The sequence below is a fragment of the Kitasatospora sp. NPDC091276 genome (assembly GCF_040684355.1).
Classification (GTDB): Bacteria; Actinomycetota; Actinomycetes; order Streptomycetales; family Streptomycetaceae; genus Kitasatospora.
The window spans coordinates 14,001-34,510 of sequence record NZ_JBFBFU010000031.1 but is presented as its reverse complement, the minus strand read 5'-3'; the positions used below and the strand labels follow the sequence as shown (position 1 = coordinate 34,510).

The window sequence follows — 20,510 nt, the reverse complement described above, 5'->3', positions numbered from 1 at the left end:
TTCGGGGGTTCCCCTGTCCATGACCAGGTGTTAGGTTGCTCGAAGATCAATGCCGCCGGGACGCACTATGTCGGCCCATCCGGGGGGAAATTCGGCTCCATCGCCCGTAGTTCGCGACCGTAGCGTCGGTGTGCGACGGGTGCCGATCACGTATTCCTCCTTCGGTCGTCACCCGCGGCACCACCGCCCCTTCACACACCTGACCGAGGAGATGTGGATGCAGTCCGACGGACCGCTCACCGCGAACGTCCGCCTGCGGGCCGCGGTAGCCGAGGACGCCGGTGTCGTCACCGAGGTCTTCCTGGCCTCCCGCACCGCGACCATGCCGTACCTGCCCCGTCTGCACAGTGACGAGGCCACCCTGAGCTGGATCACCCACGTCGTGCTCCCGGACACCCGGGTGTGGCTGGCCGAGGACGCCGGGACCGGGGCCGTGCTGGGCTTCGCCTCGCTCGACGGCAACCTGCTCGACCACCTCTACCTGCGCCCCGAGGTGCGCCGCCGCGGCATCGGGACGGTGCTGCTGGAGGCCGTCAAGTCGGCCAGCCCGCAGGAGCTCTCGCTGCACGTCTTCCAGAAGAACACCGAGGCGCGCGCCTTCTACGAGCGGCACGGCTTCGTCGTGGTGGACACCAACGACGGCAGCCGCAACGAGGAGAACGAGCCGGACATGACCTACCGCTGGACCGCGTGACTCCCGCCCGCACAGCGCGGTAGCCGGTAGCCCCCCCGCCGAGGGACGTCGGCGGGCCCCCGCGGTCCCGGAGCCCACAAGGACCCCCGGAGGCCACCACGGCCGGGGGCCCGCGACGGCCCCGGGACCCCCGGCGGCCCGCTCATCACCACGGCCCGCTCATCACCACGGCCCGCTCATCACCACGGCCCGCTCATCACAACGGCGGGGCTCGCCACGGCCTAAACTCACCACGGCCGCGGCCCCCGACGGCCCCGGGGCCCACGACGCCCCGCGACTCACCGTGGCCGCAACTCACCACGGCTCACCACGGCCGGGGCCCACAACGGCCAAGAGCCACCGGAAACCACCGTCCGGCCCGCCCGACCCACCCGGCCGGCGGGGCGGTTCCACCTGGAGGGATGCCCCGTGCTGGGCGAACACAGCCTGCCCGCGGAGACACCGCTGTCGTACGCACAGTTGGCGCTCTGGTTCAACGACCGCCTCCAAGGCGGCGACGCCTCGTACAACGTCCCGGTGGCGCTGCGGCTGACCGGGCCGGTCGACCACGAGGCGCTGCGGTGCGCCCTCGCCGACGTGGTGGAGCGGCACGCGGCCCTGCGTACCGTCTTCCCCGAGCGCGACGGCGTGCCGCGCCAGCACGTGCTGGCGATGGCCGAGCTGCCGCCGGTCCTCACCGTGGCGCCCGTCACCGAGGAGGAGCTGCCCGCCCTGATCGAGGCCGGGGCCGGGCACGTCTTCGACCTGGAGGCCGAGGCCCCGCTGCGGGTGCACCTGTTCGTGCTCGGCCCGCAGCAGCACGTGGTGCTCATGGTGCTGCACCACATCGCCGGCGACGGCTGGTCGCTGGCCCCGCTGGCCCGCGACCTGAGCACCGCCTACCTGGCCCGCAGCCAGGGCCGGGCGCCCGTCTGGTCCCCGCTGCCCGGCACGTACGCCGAGTACGCCGTGCGCCAGCACGCGAACCTCGGTGACCTGGACGACCCGCAGGGCCAGGGCGGGCGGCAACTCGCCTACTGGCGACAGGCGTTGGCTGGCCTGCCGGACTTCCTGGAGCTGCCCACCGACCACCCCCGCCCCGCCGCGATGTCGCACCGGGGCGAGTACTTCCCGTGGGACCTCCCGGCCGAGCTGCACCGCGAGCTGCTGGCGCTGTCCCGCTCCTGCCGGGTCAGCATGTTCATGGTGCTCCAGGCGGCGCTGGCGACGGTGCTGACCCGGTCGGGGGCCGGTACGGACATCCCGATCGCCAGCCCGATCGCGGGCCGCACCGACGAGCGCTACGACGACGTGGTCGGCTACTTCGTCAACCCGCTGGTCCTGCGCCTGGACACCTCCGGTGACCCGACCTTCCGCGAGCTGCTCAAGCGGGTGCGCCGCACCGACCTCCAGGGCTTCGCCCACCAGGAGTTCCCGTTCGAGCGGCTGATCACCGCGCTCAACCCGCACCGCTCGCTGGGCTGGCACCCGCTGTTCCAGGTGATGCTGGCCTTCCAGAACACCCCCGAGGCCTCCCTCGCGCTGCCCGGCATCGAGACCGAGATCGCCGAGGCGGGCCCGGGCGGAGCGAAGTTCGACCTGTCCTTCAACATGCGCGAGGTGCACGACGCCGACGGCGCCCCGGCCGGGCTCGGCTGCTTCGTCGAGTACAGCACCGACCTGTTCACCCGCGCGGGCGCCGAGGCCCTGACCGCCCGGCTCGGCCGGCTGCTCGCCGCGGCCGCCGCCGACCCGGACCAGCGGATCGGCGAGTACGACCTGCTCGGCGCCGAGGAGCGGCTCGACCTGTTCGAGCGCGCCCACGGGCCCGCCCTGCCCGCCCTCGCGGTGCCGCACGACGACGCCTTCGCGGTGCCGCACGACGGTGCCGCCACGATGACGCGCGACGGCGCCCTCACCGCGACCCAGCACGGCGCCCCCGCGGTGACGTACCACGGCGCCTTCGAGGAGCGCGCCGCCCTGGAGGGCGAGGTCACGGCCCTCGTCGCCGAGGACGGCCGGTTCACCTTCGCCGAGGTCAACGAGCGCGCCAACCGGCTCGCCCGGGAGCTCGTGCGGCGCGGGGCCGGCCCCGAGCGCTACGTCGTCCTGGCGCTGCCGCGCACCACCGACCTGCTGATCGCGCTGCTCGCCGTCCTCAAGTCGGGCGCCGCCTACATACCGGTCAGCCCCGCCATGCCGCGCGAGCGGCTGGCCGGCATCCTCGCCGACGCCGCCCCGGTCTGCGTGCTCGCCACGGCCGCCGACGCCGGCCGGCTGCCGGACGGCGCGCCCGTCCTGGTGCTGGACGAGCCCGGGGCGCGGGCCGCCGTCGCCGCCCACCCCGGCGGGAACCTGACGGACGCCGACCGCACCGGCCCCACCGGCCCGGACGACCCGGCCTACGTCATCCACACCTCCGGCTCGACCGGCGTGCCCAAGGGCGTGGTGATCCCGCACGGCGGCCTCAGCAGCCTGATGCACCACCACCGCACCCGCATGGTCCGCCCGTCCGGCGGCCCGCAGGGCCGGCGGCTCCAGCTCGGCCTGGTCGCCTCGATCACCTTCGACACCGCCTGGGAGCCGCTGTTCTGGCTGCTGGAGGGCCACCCGCTGCACCTGCTGAGCGACGAGGTCCGGCTCGACCCGCAGGCCCTGGTCGGCTACGTCCGCCGGGAGCGCCTCGACTTCCTGGACCTCACCCCGACGTACGTCCCGGCGCTCACCGCCGCCGGCCTCTTCGCCGAGGGCCACCACCGCCCGGCCGTGCTGATGCTGGGCGGCGAGGCCGTCGGGCCGGCGCTGTGGACCGAACTCTCCGCCCTGCCGGACGTCGCGGTGTTCAACTACTACGGCCCGACCGAGTGCACCGTCGACGCGCTCGCCTGCTCCCTGGCGGACAGCCGCACCCCCGTCATCGGCCGCCCGCTCGACAACACCCGGGCGTACCTGCTGGACGACCTGCTGCGCCCCGTCCCGCTCGGCGTGCCCGGCGAGCTCTACCTGTCCGGGCCGCACCTGGCCCGCGGCTACCTGCGCCGCCCCGCCCTGACCGCCGAGCGCTTCGTCGCCGACCCGTACGGCCCGCCCGGCGCCCGGATGTACCGCACCGGCGACCTCGCCCGGATGCGCCGCGACGGCCAGGTGGAGTACCTCGGCCGGGCCGACGGGCAGATCAAGATCCGCGGCTTCCGGATCGAGCCCGGCGAGATCGAGGCGGTGCTGCTGCGCCACCCCGCGATCGTGCAGGCCGCCGTCCTGGCCCGGGGCGCCGGCGCCGAGGAGCGCCACCTCGCCGCCTACCTGGTGACCGAGGACGGGAACGCCCCCGACCTCGCCGAGGTGCGCGAGCTGCTGGCCGGGCAGCTGCCCGACTACATGATCCCGGCGGCCTACGCCGTCCTGGCCCGGCTCCCGCTCAACTCCAGCGGGAAACTGGACGGTTCCGCTCTTCCCGAGCCCGGGCTGCGGGCCGCCACCGGCCGCTCCCGGGCCCCCCGGGACGCCCGCGAGGCCGCGCTGTGCGCGCTGCTCGCCGAGGTCCTCGGCGTGGCCGAGGTCGGCCCCGACGACGACTTCTTCGCGCTCGGCGGCCACTCCCTGCTCGCCACCCGGCTGGTCAGCCGGGTGCGCACCGCCCTGGGGGCCGAACTGCCCATCCGGGCGGTCTTCGAGAGCCCGACGGCCGCCGGGCTCGCCCGCGCGGTGGACGCCGGGCGATGTCGCCCGGCGCTGACCGCCGCCGCCCGCCCCGAGCGGATCCCGCTCTCGCACGCCCAGCGCCGGCTCTGGTTCCTCCAGCAGCTGGACCCGCACAGCGACGCGTACCACATCCCGCTGGCCCTGCGCCTGACCGGCGCCCTGGACCGGGACGCCCTCGCCGCCGCGCTGCACGACTGCGCCGCGCGCCACGAGGCCCTGCGCACCGTCTTCCCGCTCCCCCGCGGCGAGGACGCGGCTCCCCACCAGCGGATCCTCGCCCCGGAGCAACTCCCGCCGCTGCTACGGCACTCCGGCACCGCCACGGTGACCGAGGAGGGCCTGGCCGAGGCCCTGCGCACCGCCGCCGCCCAGCCCTTCGACCTCGCGTCGGAGCCGCCGCTGCGCGCCCACCTCCTCGCCCTCGCCCCCGAGCGGCACGTCCTGCTGCTGACGGTCCACCACATCGCCTGCGACGGCTGGTCGATGGGCCCGCTCGCCCGCGACCTGGGCGCCGCCTACCAGGCCCGGACGTCCGGCCGGGCCCCCGAGTGGACCGCCCTGCCCGTCCAGTACGCCGACTACACCCAGTGGCAGCTCACCCTGCTCGGGGACGACGAGGACCCGGGCAGCACCGCCGCCCGGCAGTGGCAGTACTGGAGCGGGGCGCTGGCCGGCCTGCCCGAGGAGATCGCGCTGCCGGTGGACCGGCGGCGCACCGCCGAGACCGGCCAGGAGGCCGGCCGGGTGCCGCTGCGGCTGAGCGGCGCGGACCACCGCGCCCTGGCGGAGCTCGCCCGGGCCGACGGCGCCAGCCTCTTCATGGCCGTCCAGGCCGGTCTGGCGGCGCTGCTCACCCGCCTCGGCGCGGGCACCGACCTGCCGATCGGCACCCCGATCGCCGGGCGCACCGACGAGGCCCTGGACGACCTGGTCGGCTTCTTCGTCAACACGCTGGTGCTGCGCACCGACACCGGCGGGGACCCGGGCTTCCGGGAGCTGCTGCGCCGCGTCAAGGACGCCGACCTCGCCGCCTACGCCCACCAGGACCTGCCGTTCGAGCGGATCGTCGAGCTGGTCAACCCGGAGCGCTCCCCCGGCCGCCACCCGCTCTTCCAGGTCGCCCTGGTGATGGAGCAGGCGGGCGCCGCCGTGGAGATCCCCGGCCTCGACAGCGAGTTGCTCACCGCCGGCCCGGCGCCGGCCAAGTTCGACCTCACCGTCACCCTGGGCACGCCCGCCGGCCCGGACGACGAGCTGACCGGCGCCGTCGAGTACCGCGCCGACCTGTTCGACCGGGCCACGGTCGAGGCGATCGCCGGCTACCTGACGCGGCTGCTCGGCGCGGCCGCGGCCGACCCCGAGCGGCCGATCTCCCGGCTCGAACTGTCCGCCGAGGGCGAGCGGCCGCGGCTGCTGGAGCGCTCCGCCGGCGAGCGGCGGGAGCTGGCGCCGACCACGCTGGCCGCCCTGGTGTCGGCAGGGCTCGCCGCGCCGTCCGACACCCCCGCCCTGGTGTTCGAGGGCCGGGAACTCGGCCCGGCCGAGCTGGACCGCCGGATCGACGCGCTGGCCCGCCGGCTCGCCGCGGTCGGCGTCCGCCCGGGCAGCCGGGTCGCGGTGGCCGTGCCCCGCTCGGTGGAGCTCGTGGTGGCGCTGTGCGCCGTCCACCGCGCCGGCGGCGCCTACCTGCCGCTGGACCCGGACTACCCGGCCGACCGGCTCGCGTACATGCTGGCGGACGCCCGCCCGACCGCGGTGATCGCCGCCCCGGAGCAGGCCGCCGCGCTGCGCCCCGCCGAGGGCGTGCCGTGCCTGTCGCCGGAGGACCTGCCGGCGCCCGAGGGCGTCACGCCGACCGCCCCCGGCCCCCGGGACCCGGCCTACGTGATCTACACCTCGGGCTCGACCGGGCGGCCGAAGGGCGTGCTCGTCCCGCACCACGCCATCGCCAACCGGCTGCGCTGGGGCCAGGAGGAGTACCGGCTCGGCGCCCGGGACGGCGTCCTGCAAAAGACCTCGGCCAGCTTCGACATCTCGCTGTGGGAGTTCTTCTGGCCGCTGATCACCGGCGCCACCCTGGTGCTGGCGAAGCCCGACGGGCACCGCGACCCGGCCTACCTGGCGGAGCTGATCCAGCGCGAGGGCGTGAGCGTCGCCCAGTTCGTGCCGTCCATGCTGGACGTCTTCCTCCAGCACCCGCAGGCCGCCGAGTGCACCGGGCTGCGCCTGGTCGTGGCCAGCGGCGAGGCGCTGCCCGCGGCCACCGTGCGCCGGTTCCGGCAGGTGCTCCCGGGCGTCCGGCTGGACAACCTCTACGGGCCCACCGAGGCCGCCGTGGAGGTGACGGCCTGGGAGTGCGGCCCGGCGGACGAGCAGGCGCACCCGGTGCCGATCGGGCGGCCGGTCTGGAACTCCGGCGGCTACGTGCTGGACACCGCCCTCAACCCCGTCCCGCCGGGCGTGCCGGGCGAGCTCTACCTGACCGGCGAGCAGCTCGCGTACGGCTACCTCGGCCGCTCGGCGCTCACCGCCGAACGCTTCGTCGCGGACCCGCACGGCGCTCCGGGCACCCGGATGTACCGCACGGGCGACCTGGCCCGCCACCGCCCCGACGGCGTGGTGGAGTACCTGGGCCGGGTGGACAGCCAGGTGAAGCTGCGCGGCCACCGGATCGAGCTCGGCGAGATCGAGACCCGGCTCGGCGAGCACCCGGCGGTCACGGCCTGCGCCGTCGCCGTGCGCGAGGACCGGGCCGGCGCCGTACGGCTGGTCGCCTACGTGGTGCCGGACGGCGCCGCGCAGCCGCCCACGGCCGCCGCGCTGCGCGCCCACCTGCGCGGCCACCTGCCCGAGTTCATGGTGCCCACCGCCTACGTGCTGCTCGGCGCGCTCCCGGTGACGGCCAACGGCAAGCTGGACCGCAGGGCGCTGCCCGAGCCGCAGACCCACGTCGAGAGCCGGGCCCGGGAGCCGCGCACGCCGGCCGAACGCACGCTGGTCGCGGTCTTCGCCGAGCTGCTGGGCGTGCCCGCGGTCGGCCCGGAGGACGACTTCTTCCTGCTCGGCGGCCACTCGCTGCTGCTGATCCGGCTGGTCGAACGCATCCACGCGGAGTTCGACGTCGACCTGCCCGTGAAGGCGCTGTTCGAGGCGCCGACCCCGGCCGCGCTGGCGCAGCGGCTGACCGGGCAGCGGCCCGGGCGCGCCGACGCCCCCTTCGAACCGCTGCTGGCGCTGCGGGCCGCGGGCGGCCGGGCACCGCTGTTCTGCGTCCACCCGGTGACGGGCGACGGCCTCGGCTTCATCGGCCTGCTGCGCGGGCTCGACCCGGACCAGCCGGTGTACGCCTTCCAGGGCATCGGCCCGGTCGGCGGCGGGGAGCGGCCGGCCGACGTGGACGGCCTGGCGCGGGAGTACCTGGCGCGGATGCGCGCCGTCCAGCCGCACGGCCCCTACCGGGTGCTCGGCTGGTCCTTCGGCGGGCTGGTCGCGCACCAGATCGGCGTGCTGCTGCGCGAGCAGGGCGAGCAGGTCGACCTGGTCGCGCTGCTGGACAGCCATCCGGCGCCGCCGGACGCCGGGGAGGTCACCGACACCGCCGTGCTGGCCGAGCTGCTGACGGCGACGGGCGCGCCCGCCGCCGAGGTGGCGGCCGTCCTGGCGCAGCAGTGGCGGCCCAAGCCCTCGGAACTCCTCGACCGGCTGGCCGTGGCGCTGCGCGAGGCCGCGCCGCGCGACGAGGACGAGCTGGCGGTGTTCCTCGACTCCTGCCGCTACCACGCAGGGCTGATGGCGGCGTGGACCCCGGGGGTGCTCGACGCGCCGCTGACCACCTTCACCGCGACCGGCGACCACCGGCCGCAGCAGACGGTGGCCGTCTGGTCGGCCCACGCCACCGGGCCGGTGGCCGACCACCCGCTCGCCGCCCGGCACCTGGACCTCGCCGACGCCGGGCCGATCGACGAGATCGCCCGGGTCGTCGCCGCCGTCCTGCGACGGGCCGACGAGGGCCGGCGATGACGGTCCGTCCGGAGCGTTCCGGACGGACCGCCACCCGCCGCCCGGCCCCGTCGTACGGAACCGGGCGGCCGGGGTCAGGCGCCCGGCGCCCGGCCCTCCTGGGGGCCGTCCGCGGTGTCCAGGCACGCCCGGGCCTGCGCCGCGAGCTCCGCGAGCACCTCGGCCCGCTGCTGGTGCAGGAAGAAGTGGTCGCCCGGCAGGATGCGGTGGCGGAAGCCGGCCGCCGTGGTGGCCCGCCAGCCGGTGATCCACTCCGGTCCGGCCATCAGGTCGTCGGCGCCGCCGAGCGCCAGCACCGGGCAGGGCAGCACGGTCGGCCGGATCCGGTCGTTGTACTCGCCCAGCAGGGTGACGTCGGCCCGGAGCACCGGCAGGATCATCTGCATCAGGTCGGCGAACTCCAGCACCTCGGCCGGGGTCCCGCCGAGGCCGACGATGCGCTCCAGGAGTTCGTCGTCGGTGAGTCCGTGCAGCCGGGTGACGTCCGGCGTGCCGGGGGCCCGGCCGCCGGAGACCACGAGGGACAGCGGCAGCGGCCGCGCCTCGGCGGCGAGCCGGCGGGTCGTCTCGTAGGCGATCCGGGCGCCCATGCTGTGGCCGAAGAGGATGAACGGTTCGTCCGCCGGGCGGCTCGCCAGCAGGGCGAGCAGGCCGTCGACGACCTCGTCCATGACGGCCGACGGCGGCTCGGCGAGGCGGGTGCCCCGGCCCGCCAGTTCCACCGGAACGATCGTCAGGCCCGGCTGCTCGCCGGACCGGGCCCACGGCAGGTAGGCGCTCGCGGAGCCGCCGGCGTGCGGCAGGCAGTAGACGCGTACGGGCCCGGACCGCCCGTTCGGCGCGGCGTCCCGGTGCCACGGCGTCCATCGGGCCACCTCGTCGTGCTGTACGGCGGACGAACCGGTCATCGCTGCTCCTTTTTCTTCCCCAGTCAATTACGCGAAGCCTGAACAGGCCTCCCGCACGACTTTATGCGGTAATTCACGGGTTGGTCCAGCCCGTATTCCGGCATGCCCCGAGAAGATCCAACCGGGCGATGCCGCAGCTCAGTTGTGCCCTGAAATAGTCGGTTGGCGCATAAGGATCTTGAGTCTTTCCCGGAACACCGAGCTCTGTTACGGTGCTCCTCGTCCGGGTTTCTTTCGGATATTTCCAGAGTATTTCGATCGGCGAGTTCCGACGACGAGTTCCGAACGCACGACGGGAGAGGGCGGACAGAATGTGCGGAATAACCGGCGTATTCGTCCTGGGCGGCGGTCGCCCGGCCGATGCCGCCGTGGTCCGGGAGATGACGGCGTGCCTGGTGCACCGCGGCCCCGACGACGACGGCCACTACGCCACGGACGGCCTGTGCCTGGGCTTTCGCCGGCTGGCCCTGAACGACCTCGCCGGCGGCAACCAGCCGCACCGCACCGAGGACGGCACCCTGGTGTCGGTCTGCAACGGCGAGATCTACAACCACCGCGAGCTGCGCACCGCGCTGAGCCGCCGCGGCCACCGGTTCCGCACCGAGAACGACACCGAGGTGCTGCTCCACCTGTACCGCGAGTACGGCGAGGACCTGACGGCCCACCTGGACGGCCAGTTCGGCTTCGCCCTGCACGACGCCGCCGCGCAGCGGCTGCTGCTCGCCCGCGACCGGGCCGGCATCGTCCCGCTCTTCTACACCGTCGCCGACGGCCAGCTGATCTTCGCCTCCGAGATCAAGGCGATCCTGCGCCACCCGGCCGTCAGCGCCCGGGTGGACCTGCGCGGCCTCGACCAGGTGCTGACGCTGCCCGGACTGGTCAGCCCGCGCACCATGTTCGAGGGCATCAGCGCCCTGCGCCCCGGCGAGCGGCTGATCGCCGACCGCTCCGGCGTGCGCACCGAACGGTACTGGGACCTCGACTTCCCGCTCGCCGCCGACCTCGACCCGGTGGCCCCCGAGGCCCTGGACCGGGAGCTGGACCGGTACGCCCACCGCACCGCCGAACTGCTCGACGGGGCCGTGCGCAGCCGGCTGCTCGCGGACGTGCCGATCGGCATGTACCTCAGCGGCGGCCTGGACTCCAGCCTGATCGGCGCCCTGATGGCCCGGGCCCGGCCCGGCCACGCCTGGCCCAGCTTCTCCGTCACCTTCCCCGGCCGCGACTTCGACGAGGGCCCGCACCAGCGGCTGGTCGCCGCCAAGCTGGGCACCGAGCACCACGAAGTCCCGGTCGGCGAGCACGAGGTGGCCGAGCGGATCACCGCGATGGTGCGCCACGCCGAGGCACCCGTGCGCGAGTCGTACAACGTCTGCTCGCTGGCGCTGTCCGAGGCCGTCCGCGCCGCCGGGACGGTCGGCGCGCTCAGCGGCGAGGGCGCCGACGAGCTGTTCGGCGGCTACCCCGGCTACCGCTTCGACGCCACCGGGCTCGGCGGCAGCCGGCTCACCGGCCTGGACGCCCGGCTGGAGCGCGAGATCCGCGAACGGATGTGGGGCGTCGACCTCGGCTACGAGCAGGACCAGCTGCCCGCCCAGGAGTTCCGCCGCGAGCTGTACGCCGAGGACCTGGCTTACGGGCTGGACGAGTTCTCCGTCACCAACCAGCGCCTGGTCGACCCCGAGCGGCTGGCCGGGCGCCACCCGCTGCACCAGCGCTCCTACCTCGACTACCACCTGCGGCTCGCCGACCACCTGCTCGGCGACCACGGCGACCGGATGGCCCTGGCCAACGGCGTCGAGCTGCGCTTCCCCTTCCTGGCGAACTCGGTGGTCGACCACGCCACCACGCTGCCACCGGAGTTGATGCTCGCCCACGGCCGGGAGAAGGCCGTGCTGCGCCGGGCGGCCGAGGGGCTGGTGCCCGGCGAGGTACTCAGCCGGCAGAAGTACGGATTCCGCGGCCAGACCAGCAGCCACCTGCTGAGCACCGGCGCCGACTGGTTCGAGGAGCTGGTCTCCCCCGCGACCGTCCGCCGCCAGGGCTACTTCGACCCGGACACCGTCGCCGCCCTGACGCGGCGTCAGCGCGGCGACGGCCAGCAGGTGCACGCCCACCTGGACACCGACTACCTGATGCTCGTCGCGACCTTCGCCCTCTTCGTCGAGGAGTTCGATCTGCCGTGCCTGGGATGACCGCCACAGCCGCCGGGCCGATCGCCGGCCCCGGCACCCGCCCGCGCCACCCGCTGGTCGGGGTGGTCGGCGGCATGGGCCCGCTGGCCTCCGTCGAACTGCTGCGCACCGTCTACCGGGCCTGCCGGCTCCACCCCGAGCAGGACACCCCGCGGGTGCTGCTCTGGTCCGACCCGGCCGTGGTGGACCGCACCGAGGCCATCGGCAGCGGCGAACTCGACGAGCTGCGCCGCGCCGTGGAGTCCTCGCTGCGCGGCCTGCTGGCCGCCGGCGCGGAACGCGTGGTGATCGCCTGCATCACCGCCCACCACGTGCTCGGCGACCTGCCGGCCGACCTCGCGGCGCGCTGCGTCTCGCTGGTCGACGTGGTGCACGGGGAACTGGCCGCGGCCGGCGAACCGCACCTGCTGCTCTGCTCCTCCGGCACCGCCCGGGCCGGCATCCTCACCTCGGGCGCCGCCGGGGCCCGGGCCGCCCGGCAGCTGGTGGCGCTGCGCCCGCCGGACCAGGAGGCGCTGCACCGGGAGATCCACCGCCTCAAGCGCGGCGAGGACCCGGCCCGCACCATCGACTTCCTGCGCGAGACCCTGCCCCGCTACGGCGTGCGGGCCTTCGTCGCCGCCTGCACCGAGCTGCACCTGGTCACCAGGGCGATCGAGGACGCCGGTCTGAGCGAGGCCCTGCCCTCCCTCGACCCGCTGACGGTCGTGGCCCACCGGATCATGAACGGAGAGTTGTGAGCCACACGAGCATCCTCGACCGCTGGGCCGACCAGGTCGAGCGCCGAGCCACCGCCCCCGCCCTCGCCACCGCCGAGCGGGTCTGGAGCCACCAGGAGCTGGCCGGGCTGGCCGCCGGCCTGCGCGACCGCCTCGCCACCGGCACCGGCCCGGTCCTGGTCGCCTGCGCGGACCCCGTCCCGGTGGTCGCGGCGATCCTCGCCTGCGCCGCCACCGGCCGCCCGTTCGCCCCGGTGGACACCCGCCAGCCCGCCGCCCGCTGGACGGCCCTGCTGGAGGACCTCCGGCCGGGCACCGTGCTCGCCGACGCCGCCGGCCGCTCCGCGCTGGCCGCCGCCGGGCCGGGCCCGACCGTCGCCGGGCAGCACCTGACCGTCGCCGGACAGGGCGAACTGCCGCTGCTCGCCGCGGAGTCGATCACCCCGCTGCCCTGGGCGGCCGACGACTGGATCGGCATCAGCGGCCCCGACGCCGGCTACGTCTACTTCACCTCGGGCACCACCGGCCGCCCCAAGGGCATCCGGGGCAGCTTCGAGGCGGTCGCACACTTCCTGGACTGGGAGATCGCCGAGTTCGGCATCGCCCCGGGCACCCGGATCTCCATGCTCACCTCCCCCGGCTTCGACGCCTTCCTGCGCGACGCCCTCGTCCCGCTGTGCGCCGGCGGCACCGCCGTGCTCCCGGCGCCCGGCGCCATCCCCGTCGGCGCGGCCCTGGCCCGCTGGCTGACCGAGCAGCAGGTCGACCTGCTGCACTGCGTGCCCACCGTGTTCCGCACCCTGCGCGCCGCCGGGCTGGCCGCCGACTCCCTGCCGCGACTGCGCAGCGTGCTGATGGCCGGGGAGCCGGTCCGCCCCGCCGACATCGCCTGGTGGCGGGGCCTGTTCGGAGACGGCAAGGAGCTGGTCAACCTCTACGGGCCGTCCGAGACCACCATGACCAAGGTCTTCCGCCGGCTCACCGCCGAGGACGCCGAGGCCGAGACCGTCCCGGCCGGCCGCCCGATGCCCGGGGTCGAGATCGGGGTGCTGTTCGGCGGACGCCCGGTGGTGGACGCGATCGGCGAGATCGAGATCCGCACCCCGTTCCCGCTGCGCGGCTACCTGGGCGACGCGGCCGGCGGCTTCGTCGCGCCGGACCGGTACCGCACCGGCGACCTCGGCCGCCTCGGCGCCGACGGCACCCTGGAGGTCCTGGGCCGCCGCGACCAGCAGGTCAAGGTGAACGGCGCCCGGGTCGAGCTCGGCGAGATCGAGGACCTGCTGCGCCGCCACCCCGCGGTGGCGGACGTCTGCGCCGCCCTGGTCGAGGAGGCCGACGGCGAACCGGTGCTCTGCGCCTACCTGGTCGCCGACGGCGCCACCGACGAGGAACTGCGCGCGCACGCCGCCGAGGGCCTGCCCGCCGCCGCCCGCCCCGCCCTGTACCTGCGGCTCGCCGCGATCCCGCGCACCCTCAGCGGCAAGGCCGACCGGCGGGCACTGCCCAGCCCGGCCGCCGCCCTGGCCGGGCGCACCGGCGAACAGCCGCTGGACGGCCTGGAGGCCGGCATCGCCGAGCTGTGGCGCGAGCTGCTGCACGTGCCCGCCGTCGGCCGGCACGACGACTTCGCCCTGCTCGGCGGGGACTCGCTGGGCATCGCCCGCCTGCTGGACGGGCTGCGCACCCGCTTCGGCGTCGAGGTGCCGCTGCGGGTGTACGTCGGCGACCCGACCGTCGCCGGGCTGGCCGCGGCCGTCGCCGCCGGCCGCGCGGACGCCTCGCCGGAGGGCGGCCGCCGATGAGCCGCGACACCTCCCTGCCGCTGCGCGGCGACCGCGCCCGCGCGCCGCTGTCCTACGCCCAGCGCTCCATCTGGCGGGCCGAGCAGGTGCTGCCCGGCACCGCCCTGCACAACGAGAGCGCCGCCTTCCACGTCAGCGGCCCGCTGGACGTGGCCGCCCTGGAACGGGCGCTGGCCGCCGTCGCCCGGCGGCACGAGGTGGTGCGCTGCGCCGTCACCGCCGACGGGGCGGGCGAGCCGTGGCAGCTGTTCGCCGACCTGGTCCGCCCCGCCGTCGAGACCGTCGACCTGACCGGCGTCCCCGAGGGCGAGCGCGCGGACCGGCTCGCCGAGCTCACCGCCCGCGCCGTGGCCGTACCCTTCGACCTGGGCCGGCCCCCGCTGATGCGCACCCAGCTGTTCCTGCTGGGCGGCGGCCGCTCGCTGCTGCTGTTCACCGCCCACCACATCGTGGTCGACGCCTGGGGCTTCGGCGTCTTCCTGGAGTCGCTGGCCGCCTGCTACGCCGCCGAACTCGGCGGCGAGGCCCCGGACCCGGACCCGGCCCAGGAACCGGCCGCCGGAACCGACTTCGGCGACTTCGCCGCCTGGCAGCGCGGCGACGACAGCGACACCAGCCACGCCGGCGGAATCGACCACTGGCAGACCCGGCTGGGCGGCGAACTGCCCACCGCCGACCTGCCGTCCGACGTCGGCCCCGGCGGCGACCCGGCGGCCGGCGCGCTGCACCACTTCACCGTCCCCGCCGACCTGGCCGCCCGGCTCAGCGCCTTCGGCCGGGGCGAACTGGCCAGCCTGTCCACCGTGCTGCTCACCGCCTTCTGCGCCACCGCCGCCCGCTGGACGGGCCAGGACGACCTGGTGGTCGGCATGCCGGTGGCGACCCGCGGCCGCACCGCGCTGGCCGGCGTGGTCGGACCGCTGCTCAACCTCGTCGCCCACCGCAGCGACCTCGGCGGCGAGCCGAGCTTCCGGCAGGCCCTGGCCCGCACCCGCCGGCACCTGAAGGCCGACCTGCGCCACCGCGACACCCCTTTCGACCTGGTCCTGGAGCGGCTGGGCCGGGCCGCGGGCGGGCGCACGCCGCTGTTCCAGCTGATGTACTCCTTCCACAGCGGCCCCACCACCACCCTGGAGCTGCCCGGCGTCACCACCGCCCCGGCGCCCTCGCACAGCGGCACGGCCAAGTACGACCTGACCTTCTTCCTGCGCCCGCGCCCCTCGGGCGCGCTGGACGCGACGCTGGAGTACCGCACGGCGCTGCTCGCCCCCGAGACGGCGGCCGACTTCGCGGACTCGCTGCTGTGCCTGCTGGAGGCCGCCGCGGCCGACCCGGACCGGCCGCTGGCCGAGCTTCCGGTGCTCTCCGAAGGCCGGCGCCGGCGCGTCCTGGTGGACTTCAACCGGGCACCCGACGCCGAGCGCGCCTGGGCCACCGTGCCCGAGGCGCTGCGCGAACTCGCCCGGCAGGACGGCGCCGCACCGGCCGTCGAGTCACCCGGCCGCGCGTTCAACCGGGCCGCGGCCGACGCGGCCGCCGACCTGGTCGCCCGCCGGCTGGTGGCCCGGCACGGCGTGGCGCCGGGCGACCGGGTGGCCCTGCGCGTCGAGCGCGGCGCGCAGCTGGTGCCGCTGATCGTCGGCATCTGGCGGGCCGGGGCCGTGCTGGTCCCGCTGGACGAGGCCATGCCCGCCGCGCGGGCCGAGCACGTGCTCGCCGACAGCGGCGCCCGCCTGCTGATCGGCGACCCCGCCGAGGGGCTGCCCGCCGCCGACCCGGCCGCGCTGCTCGACGAGGGCCCGGACGCCGGGACCGGGCAGCCGCTGCCCGGCGCCGGCCCCGAGGACCTCGCGTACCTGATGTACACCTCGGGCTCCACCGGGCTGCCCAAGGGCGTGGCGGTGCCGCACGGCTGCGTCGCCAACCTGCTGCACAGCGTGGTCCGCGCCGAGCCGGGACTGCGGGCCGACGACACCCTGCTCGCCGTCACCTCGATCACCTTCGACATCTCCGTCCTGGAGCTGTTCGCCCCGCTGCTGGCCGGCGGCCGGGTCGTGGTCGCCCCGCGCGAGAGCGTCCGCGACGCCGAGGCGCTGGGCGCGCTGCTGGAGCGCAGCGGCGCCACCGTCATGCAGGCCACGCCCTCGCTCTGGCGCGGGCTGCTGGACGGCGGCTGGGCGGGCCGGCCCGGACTGCGGGCGCTGTGCGGCGGCGAGGCCCTGGACGCCGACCTCGCGGATCGGCTGCTGGCTCGCTGCGCCGGGCTGTGGAACCTGTACGGGCCGACCGAGACGACCATCTGGTCCACCGTCGGGCGGGTGCTGCCCGGCGAGGGCGTCACGGTGGGGCGCCCGGTGGCCGGCACCGTCTGCTACGTCCTGGACCGGCGGCTGCGGCCGGTGCCGCGCGGGGCCGTCGGCGAGCTGGTGATCGGCGGGGCCGGCGTGAGCGCCGGGTACCGCAACCGCCCGGAGCTGACCGCCGCCGCCTTCGTGGCCGACCCGGTCGACCCGGCCGGCGGCACCGTCTACCGCACCGGCGACCTGGCCCGCCACCTGCCGGACGGCCGGATCGTCGTGCTCGGCCGGGCCGACCAGCAGGTGAAGATCCTCGGTCACCGCATCGAGGTCGGCGAGGTGGAGTCCCTGCTCGCCGCCCACCCCGAGGTCCGCCAGGCGGCGGTGGTCGTGGACCGGGGGCAGCCCGCCGGGCCCCGGCTGGTCGCCTTCGTGACCGCCCGCACCGGGGACGACGGGCTGCCCGACCGCCTGCGCCGCCACCTGCGCGAGCGGCTGCCCGCCGCCGCCGTCCCCGGGGTGATCGCCCCGCTGCCCGCGCTGCCGCTCAACACCAGCGGCAAGGTGGACCGGCCGGCGCTGCTGCTGCGCGCCGGGGAGCTCACCGCCGCCCGGCGCAGCGCACCGGTCACCGAGGCCGAGCGGGCCGCCGTCGCGCTCTGGGCGGAGGTCCTGGGCCTGCCGCCCGAGCGGGTCGGCACCACCGACGACTTCTTCGCCGCCGGCGGCAACTCCATCGCCGCGACCCGGCTGCTCGGCCGGGTCCGGGCCCGCTTCGGCGCCGCGCCCTCGCTCGCCGAGTTCTACACCGACCCCACCCCCGCCGCCCTGGCGCGGGTGCGGCCCGCCACCCCGGCGCCCGCCGTCCGGACGGCCGGGCCGGCCCCGGACGCCGTCCCGATGACCGACCAGCAGCGCCAGCTGTGGCTGCTGCACCGCCTGGCCCCCGACTCGCCCGCCTACCACCTGCCCGCCGCGCTCGACCTGACCGGCCCGGTGGACGAGGCGGCCCTGACCGGGGCACTCGCCGACCTGACCGCCCGGCACCCGGTGCTCGCCGCCCGCTGCGAGCTGCGCGAGGACGGCCCGGTGCTGGTCCTCGCGCCGCCCGCCGCACCGGCCCTGGCCGTCCTGGACGCGGCGCCCGAGGAGGTGCCCGAGCTGGCCCGGGCGGAGGCGGTGCGCCCCTTCGACCTGGCCGGTGAGCCGCCGCTGCGGCTCACCCTGGTGCGCACCGGCCCCGAGCGCTCGGTGCTGCTGTGCACCGCGCACCACCTCGCGGTCGACGGCTGGTCGATCGGCGTGGCCGTGCGCGAGCTGGCCGCGCTGTACGCCGCCCGTCTCGGGCTGGCCGAGCCGCCGCCCGCGCTCGACCTGGACTTCGCCGGCTACGCGGCCGGCTGCGCCGACGAGGCGGGCCTGACGCTGCGCCAGGAACACCTGGAGTACTGGCTGAAGCGGCTCGACGGGCACCCCGGCGTGCTCGACCTGCCCGCCGACGCACCGACCCGGGCGCGGCCGACGGGAGCCGGCGAGACCCTGCCGGTAGCGCTCGCCCCGGAGCTGACGGCCGCGCTGCGCGAGGGCGCCGCCCGGCTGCGCACCACGCCCTTCACCCTGCTGCTCGCCGTGTACGCGGCGCTGCTGGGCCGCTACGCGGGCAGCGACGACGTGCTGGTGGGCGTGCCCGTCGCCAACCGCGACCGGCCCGAACTGGAGTCGCTGGTCGGCTCGTTGGCCAACACCCTGCCGGTGCGCGTGGACCTGGCCGGGGCGCCGTCCTTCGCCGAGCTCGCCGCCCGCACCGGGCGGGCGCTGGCGGGCGACCTCGGCCGTCCGCTGGTCGCCTTCGACCGGCTGGTGGCCGGCCTCGGCCTGCCCCGCGACCCGGGCCGCCCGACCCTGGTCCAGGCCTCGCTGGTGTTCCAGGACGCGCCGCCGGCCGACGTCCGGCTGGGCGCGGCCGCCGGCGTGCTGCGCCAGGTCCCCACCGGGGCGGCCAAGTACGACCTGACCCTGGCCCTGGACGAGCGCGCCGACCGGATCGCCGGCGCCCTGGAGTACGCCACGGACCGCTTCGGCCCGCAGTTCGCGGACCGCTTCGCCCGGCACTTCCACGTCCTGCTGCGCGCCGCCCTGGCCTCGCCGCAGGCCCCCCTCGACGCCGTCGAGCTCACCGACCCCGCTCTGCCCGCCCCGCGCCCGGCCCGCCCCGCGGGCGAGGCGCGCGCCGAGCACGCCGTCTCGGTGTCCGAGCTGTTCCGGGCCCGGGCCACCGCCCGCCCGGACGCCCCCGCGATCCGGGCCGAGGACGTGGCGGTCGGCTACCGGCAGCTCGACGTCTGGAGCGACCGGATCGCGTCCCGGCTGCTGGAGCGCGGCGCCGCCCCCGGCCGGTTCGTCTCGGTGCTGCTGCCCGCCGGCCCGGTGCAGAGCGCCGCGATCCTCGGCGTCGCCAAGACCGGGGCCGCCTTCGCGGTGCTCGACCCGGCCGACCCGGACGCCCGCCTGACCGCGCTGCTGGCCGACGCCGAACCGGTGTGCCTGCTGGCCGCCGGGAGCACGCTCGCCCTGCACCCCGAACTGCGGGAAGGCGTCGGGCACTTCGCCGGGATCCCGGTCGAGGTCGTCGACCCGCGGGTGCCGGCCGCCGACGAGCCCGCGGGCCCCGCCCCGGCCGCCTCGCCCGCCGCCCCCGGCGACCCGCTCTGCCTGGTCTACACCTCCGGCTCCACCGGCACGCCCAAGGGCATCGCCCTGCCGCACGCGGCGCTCGCCCAGTTCGCCCACTGGCAGCGCGAGCACTTCGGCATCCGGCCGGACAGCCGGATCGCCCAGTGGGCCCCGTTCACCTACGACGCCGCGTACACCGAGGTGTTCGCCGCGCTCTGCTCGGGCGCGGTGCTCTGCCTGCCGCCGCAGGGGCTGCGCCGCGACCCGCTCGCGGTGGCCGGGTGGCTGCGGGCCGAGCGGATCACCCAGATCCAGACCGTCCCGGCCTTCTTCCAACTGGTCACCGAGGCGCTGGACGCCACCGGCTCGCACCTGCCGGACCTCGCCCACGTGCTGATGGCCGGCGAGGTGCTCCCGGTGGCCCTGGCCGCCGCCTGGGCGCACCGCCCCGACCGGCCGCGGCTGCACAACCTCTACGGGCCCACCGAGTGCGTGCTGGCGACGCACCGCGAGCTGGCGCCGGGCGAGGAGTTCCCGGCCGGGGTACCGATCGGCAGCCCGATCCCGGGCCGCGAGGCGGTGGTCCTGGACCGCCGGGGCCGGCTCTGCCCGGTCGGCGTGGTGGGCGAGATCCACCTGCGCAGCGACTTCCTGGCCGGCTCGTACCACCGCAGGCCCGAGGAGAGCGCCCGGGCGTACGTCGCCGACCCCTGGCAGGCCGGGGGCCGGCTGTACCGCACCGGGGACCTGGGCCGCCGCCTCCCGGACGGCGAGCTGGCGTTCGTCGGCCGGATCGGCAGCCAGCTGAAGATCCGCGGCAACCGGATCGAGCTGGAGGAGATCGAGGCGCTGCTGGAGCTGCACCCCGGGGTCCGTGAGGCGGCCGCCGCCGCGCACGGCCAGGGCGGGGCCCGCCGGCTGGTCGGCTACGCCGTCGCGGCGCCCGGGGTCACCGGCGCCGAGCTGCGGGCGCACCTGGCCGAGCGGCTCCCGGCGGCGGTCGTGCCGGACACCGTGCTGCTGCTGGACGCGCTGCCCAGGACGCGCACCAACAAGCGCGACCGGGCCCGGCTGCCGCTGCCCGGGGCCACCGCCCGGCCCGCCGACGCCGCCCCGCTGGCCGGGGTCGAGCAACTCGTCGCCGACGCCTGGCGCCGGCTGCTGGGCGGCGGCCCGGTCGGCCGGCACACCAACTTCTTCGAGGCCGGCGGCGACTCGCTGCTGGCCGCCCGGCTCCAGCTGGAGCTGGCCCGCCGCCTGGAGCGGCCGGTCCGGCTGGTGGACGTCTTCGGGCGGCCCACCATCGCCGAGTTCGCGGCCGGCCTCACCGAGGGCGCCGCCCCGGACGGCCGGGCCGCCGCCGAGACCGCCGAGCCGCGCGGCGAACGCCGCCAGAGCGCCGTCCGGGCCCGCGCCAGGGCCCGCCGCGAGGCCCGGGACCGGGCCGAGGGCCCGGCCGCCGACCAGCACACACCGGCCGGGCCGACGACCCGGACCGCACCGACAGGGAGGGACTGA

7 protein-coding genes are annotated in these 20,510 nt (G+C 76.6%); 6 read left to right on the top strand and 1 reads right to left on the bottom strand.

The window, feature by feature from the left end; translation table 11 throughout:
- The first annotated feature begins 217 nt into the window (after positions 1–217).
- On the top strand, positions 218–694 hold the full coding sequence (locus AB0O19_RS30710) for a GNAT family N-acetyltransferase (protein WP_363624225.1): 477 nt from the start codon (positions 218–220) through the stop codon (positions 692–694).
- A 408-nt stretch (positions 695–1,102) separates the two neighbouring features.
- Positions 1,103–8,395 (top strand): amino acid adenylation domain-containing protein, encoded by a 7,293-nt coding sequence (locus tag AB0O19_RS30705; RefSeq protein ID WP_363624223.1) that lies wholly within the window; start codon positions 1,103–1,105, stop codon positions 8,393–8,395.
- A gap of 74 nt (positions 8,396–8,469) precedes the next feature.
- On the opposite strand, the gene AB0O19_RS30700 is transcribed toward AB0O19_RS30705, so the two are convergent.
- The gene (locus tag AB0O19_RS30700; protein ID WP_079136538.1) at positions 8,470–9,303 is read right to left on the bottom strand and encodes an alpha/beta fold hydrolase; all 834 of its coding nucleotides are present in this window, start codon (positions 9,301–9,303) and stop codon (positions 8,470–8,472) included.
- Positions 9,304–9,614: 311 nt separating this feature from the next.
- On the opposite strand from AB0O19_RS30700, the gene asnB reads away from it, so the two are divergent.
- From asnB to AB0O19_RS30680, 4 genes are read left to right on the top strand one after another with little or no spacing between them, the layout of a single operon-like run.
- Positions 9,615–11,498: an asparagine synthase (glutamine-hydrolyzing) gene (asnB, locus tag AB0O19_RS30695; RefSeq protein WP_363624221.1), complete on the top strand. Its 1,884-nt coding sequence runs from the start codon at positions 9,615–9,617 to the stop codon at positions 11,496–11,498.
- A complete protein-coding gene (locus tag AB0O19_RS30690; protein WP_363624219.1) occupies positions 11,495–12,238 on the top strand; it encodes an aspartate/glutamate racemase family protein in 744 nt (247 codons plus the stop codon). The genes asnB and AB0O19_RS30690 overlap by 4 nt, the downstream gene beginning before the upstream one ends.
- Positions 12,235–14,022, top strand: a complete 1,788-nt coding sequence (locus AB0O19_RS30685) for a non-ribosomal peptide synthetase (RefSeq protein ID WP_363624217.1) — start codon at positions 12,235–12,237, stop codon at positions 14,020–14,022. The genes AB0O19_RS30690 and AB0O19_RS30685 overlap by 4 nt, the downstream gene beginning before the upstream one ends.
- Positions 14,019–20,510, top strand: a complete 6,492-nt coding sequence (locus tag AB0O19_RS30680) for an amino acid adenylation domain-containing protein (protein WP_363624215.1) — start codon at positions 14,019–14,021, stop codon at positions 20,508–20,510. Before AB0O19_RS30685 ends, AB0O19_RS30680 begins: the two co-directional genes overlap by 4 nt.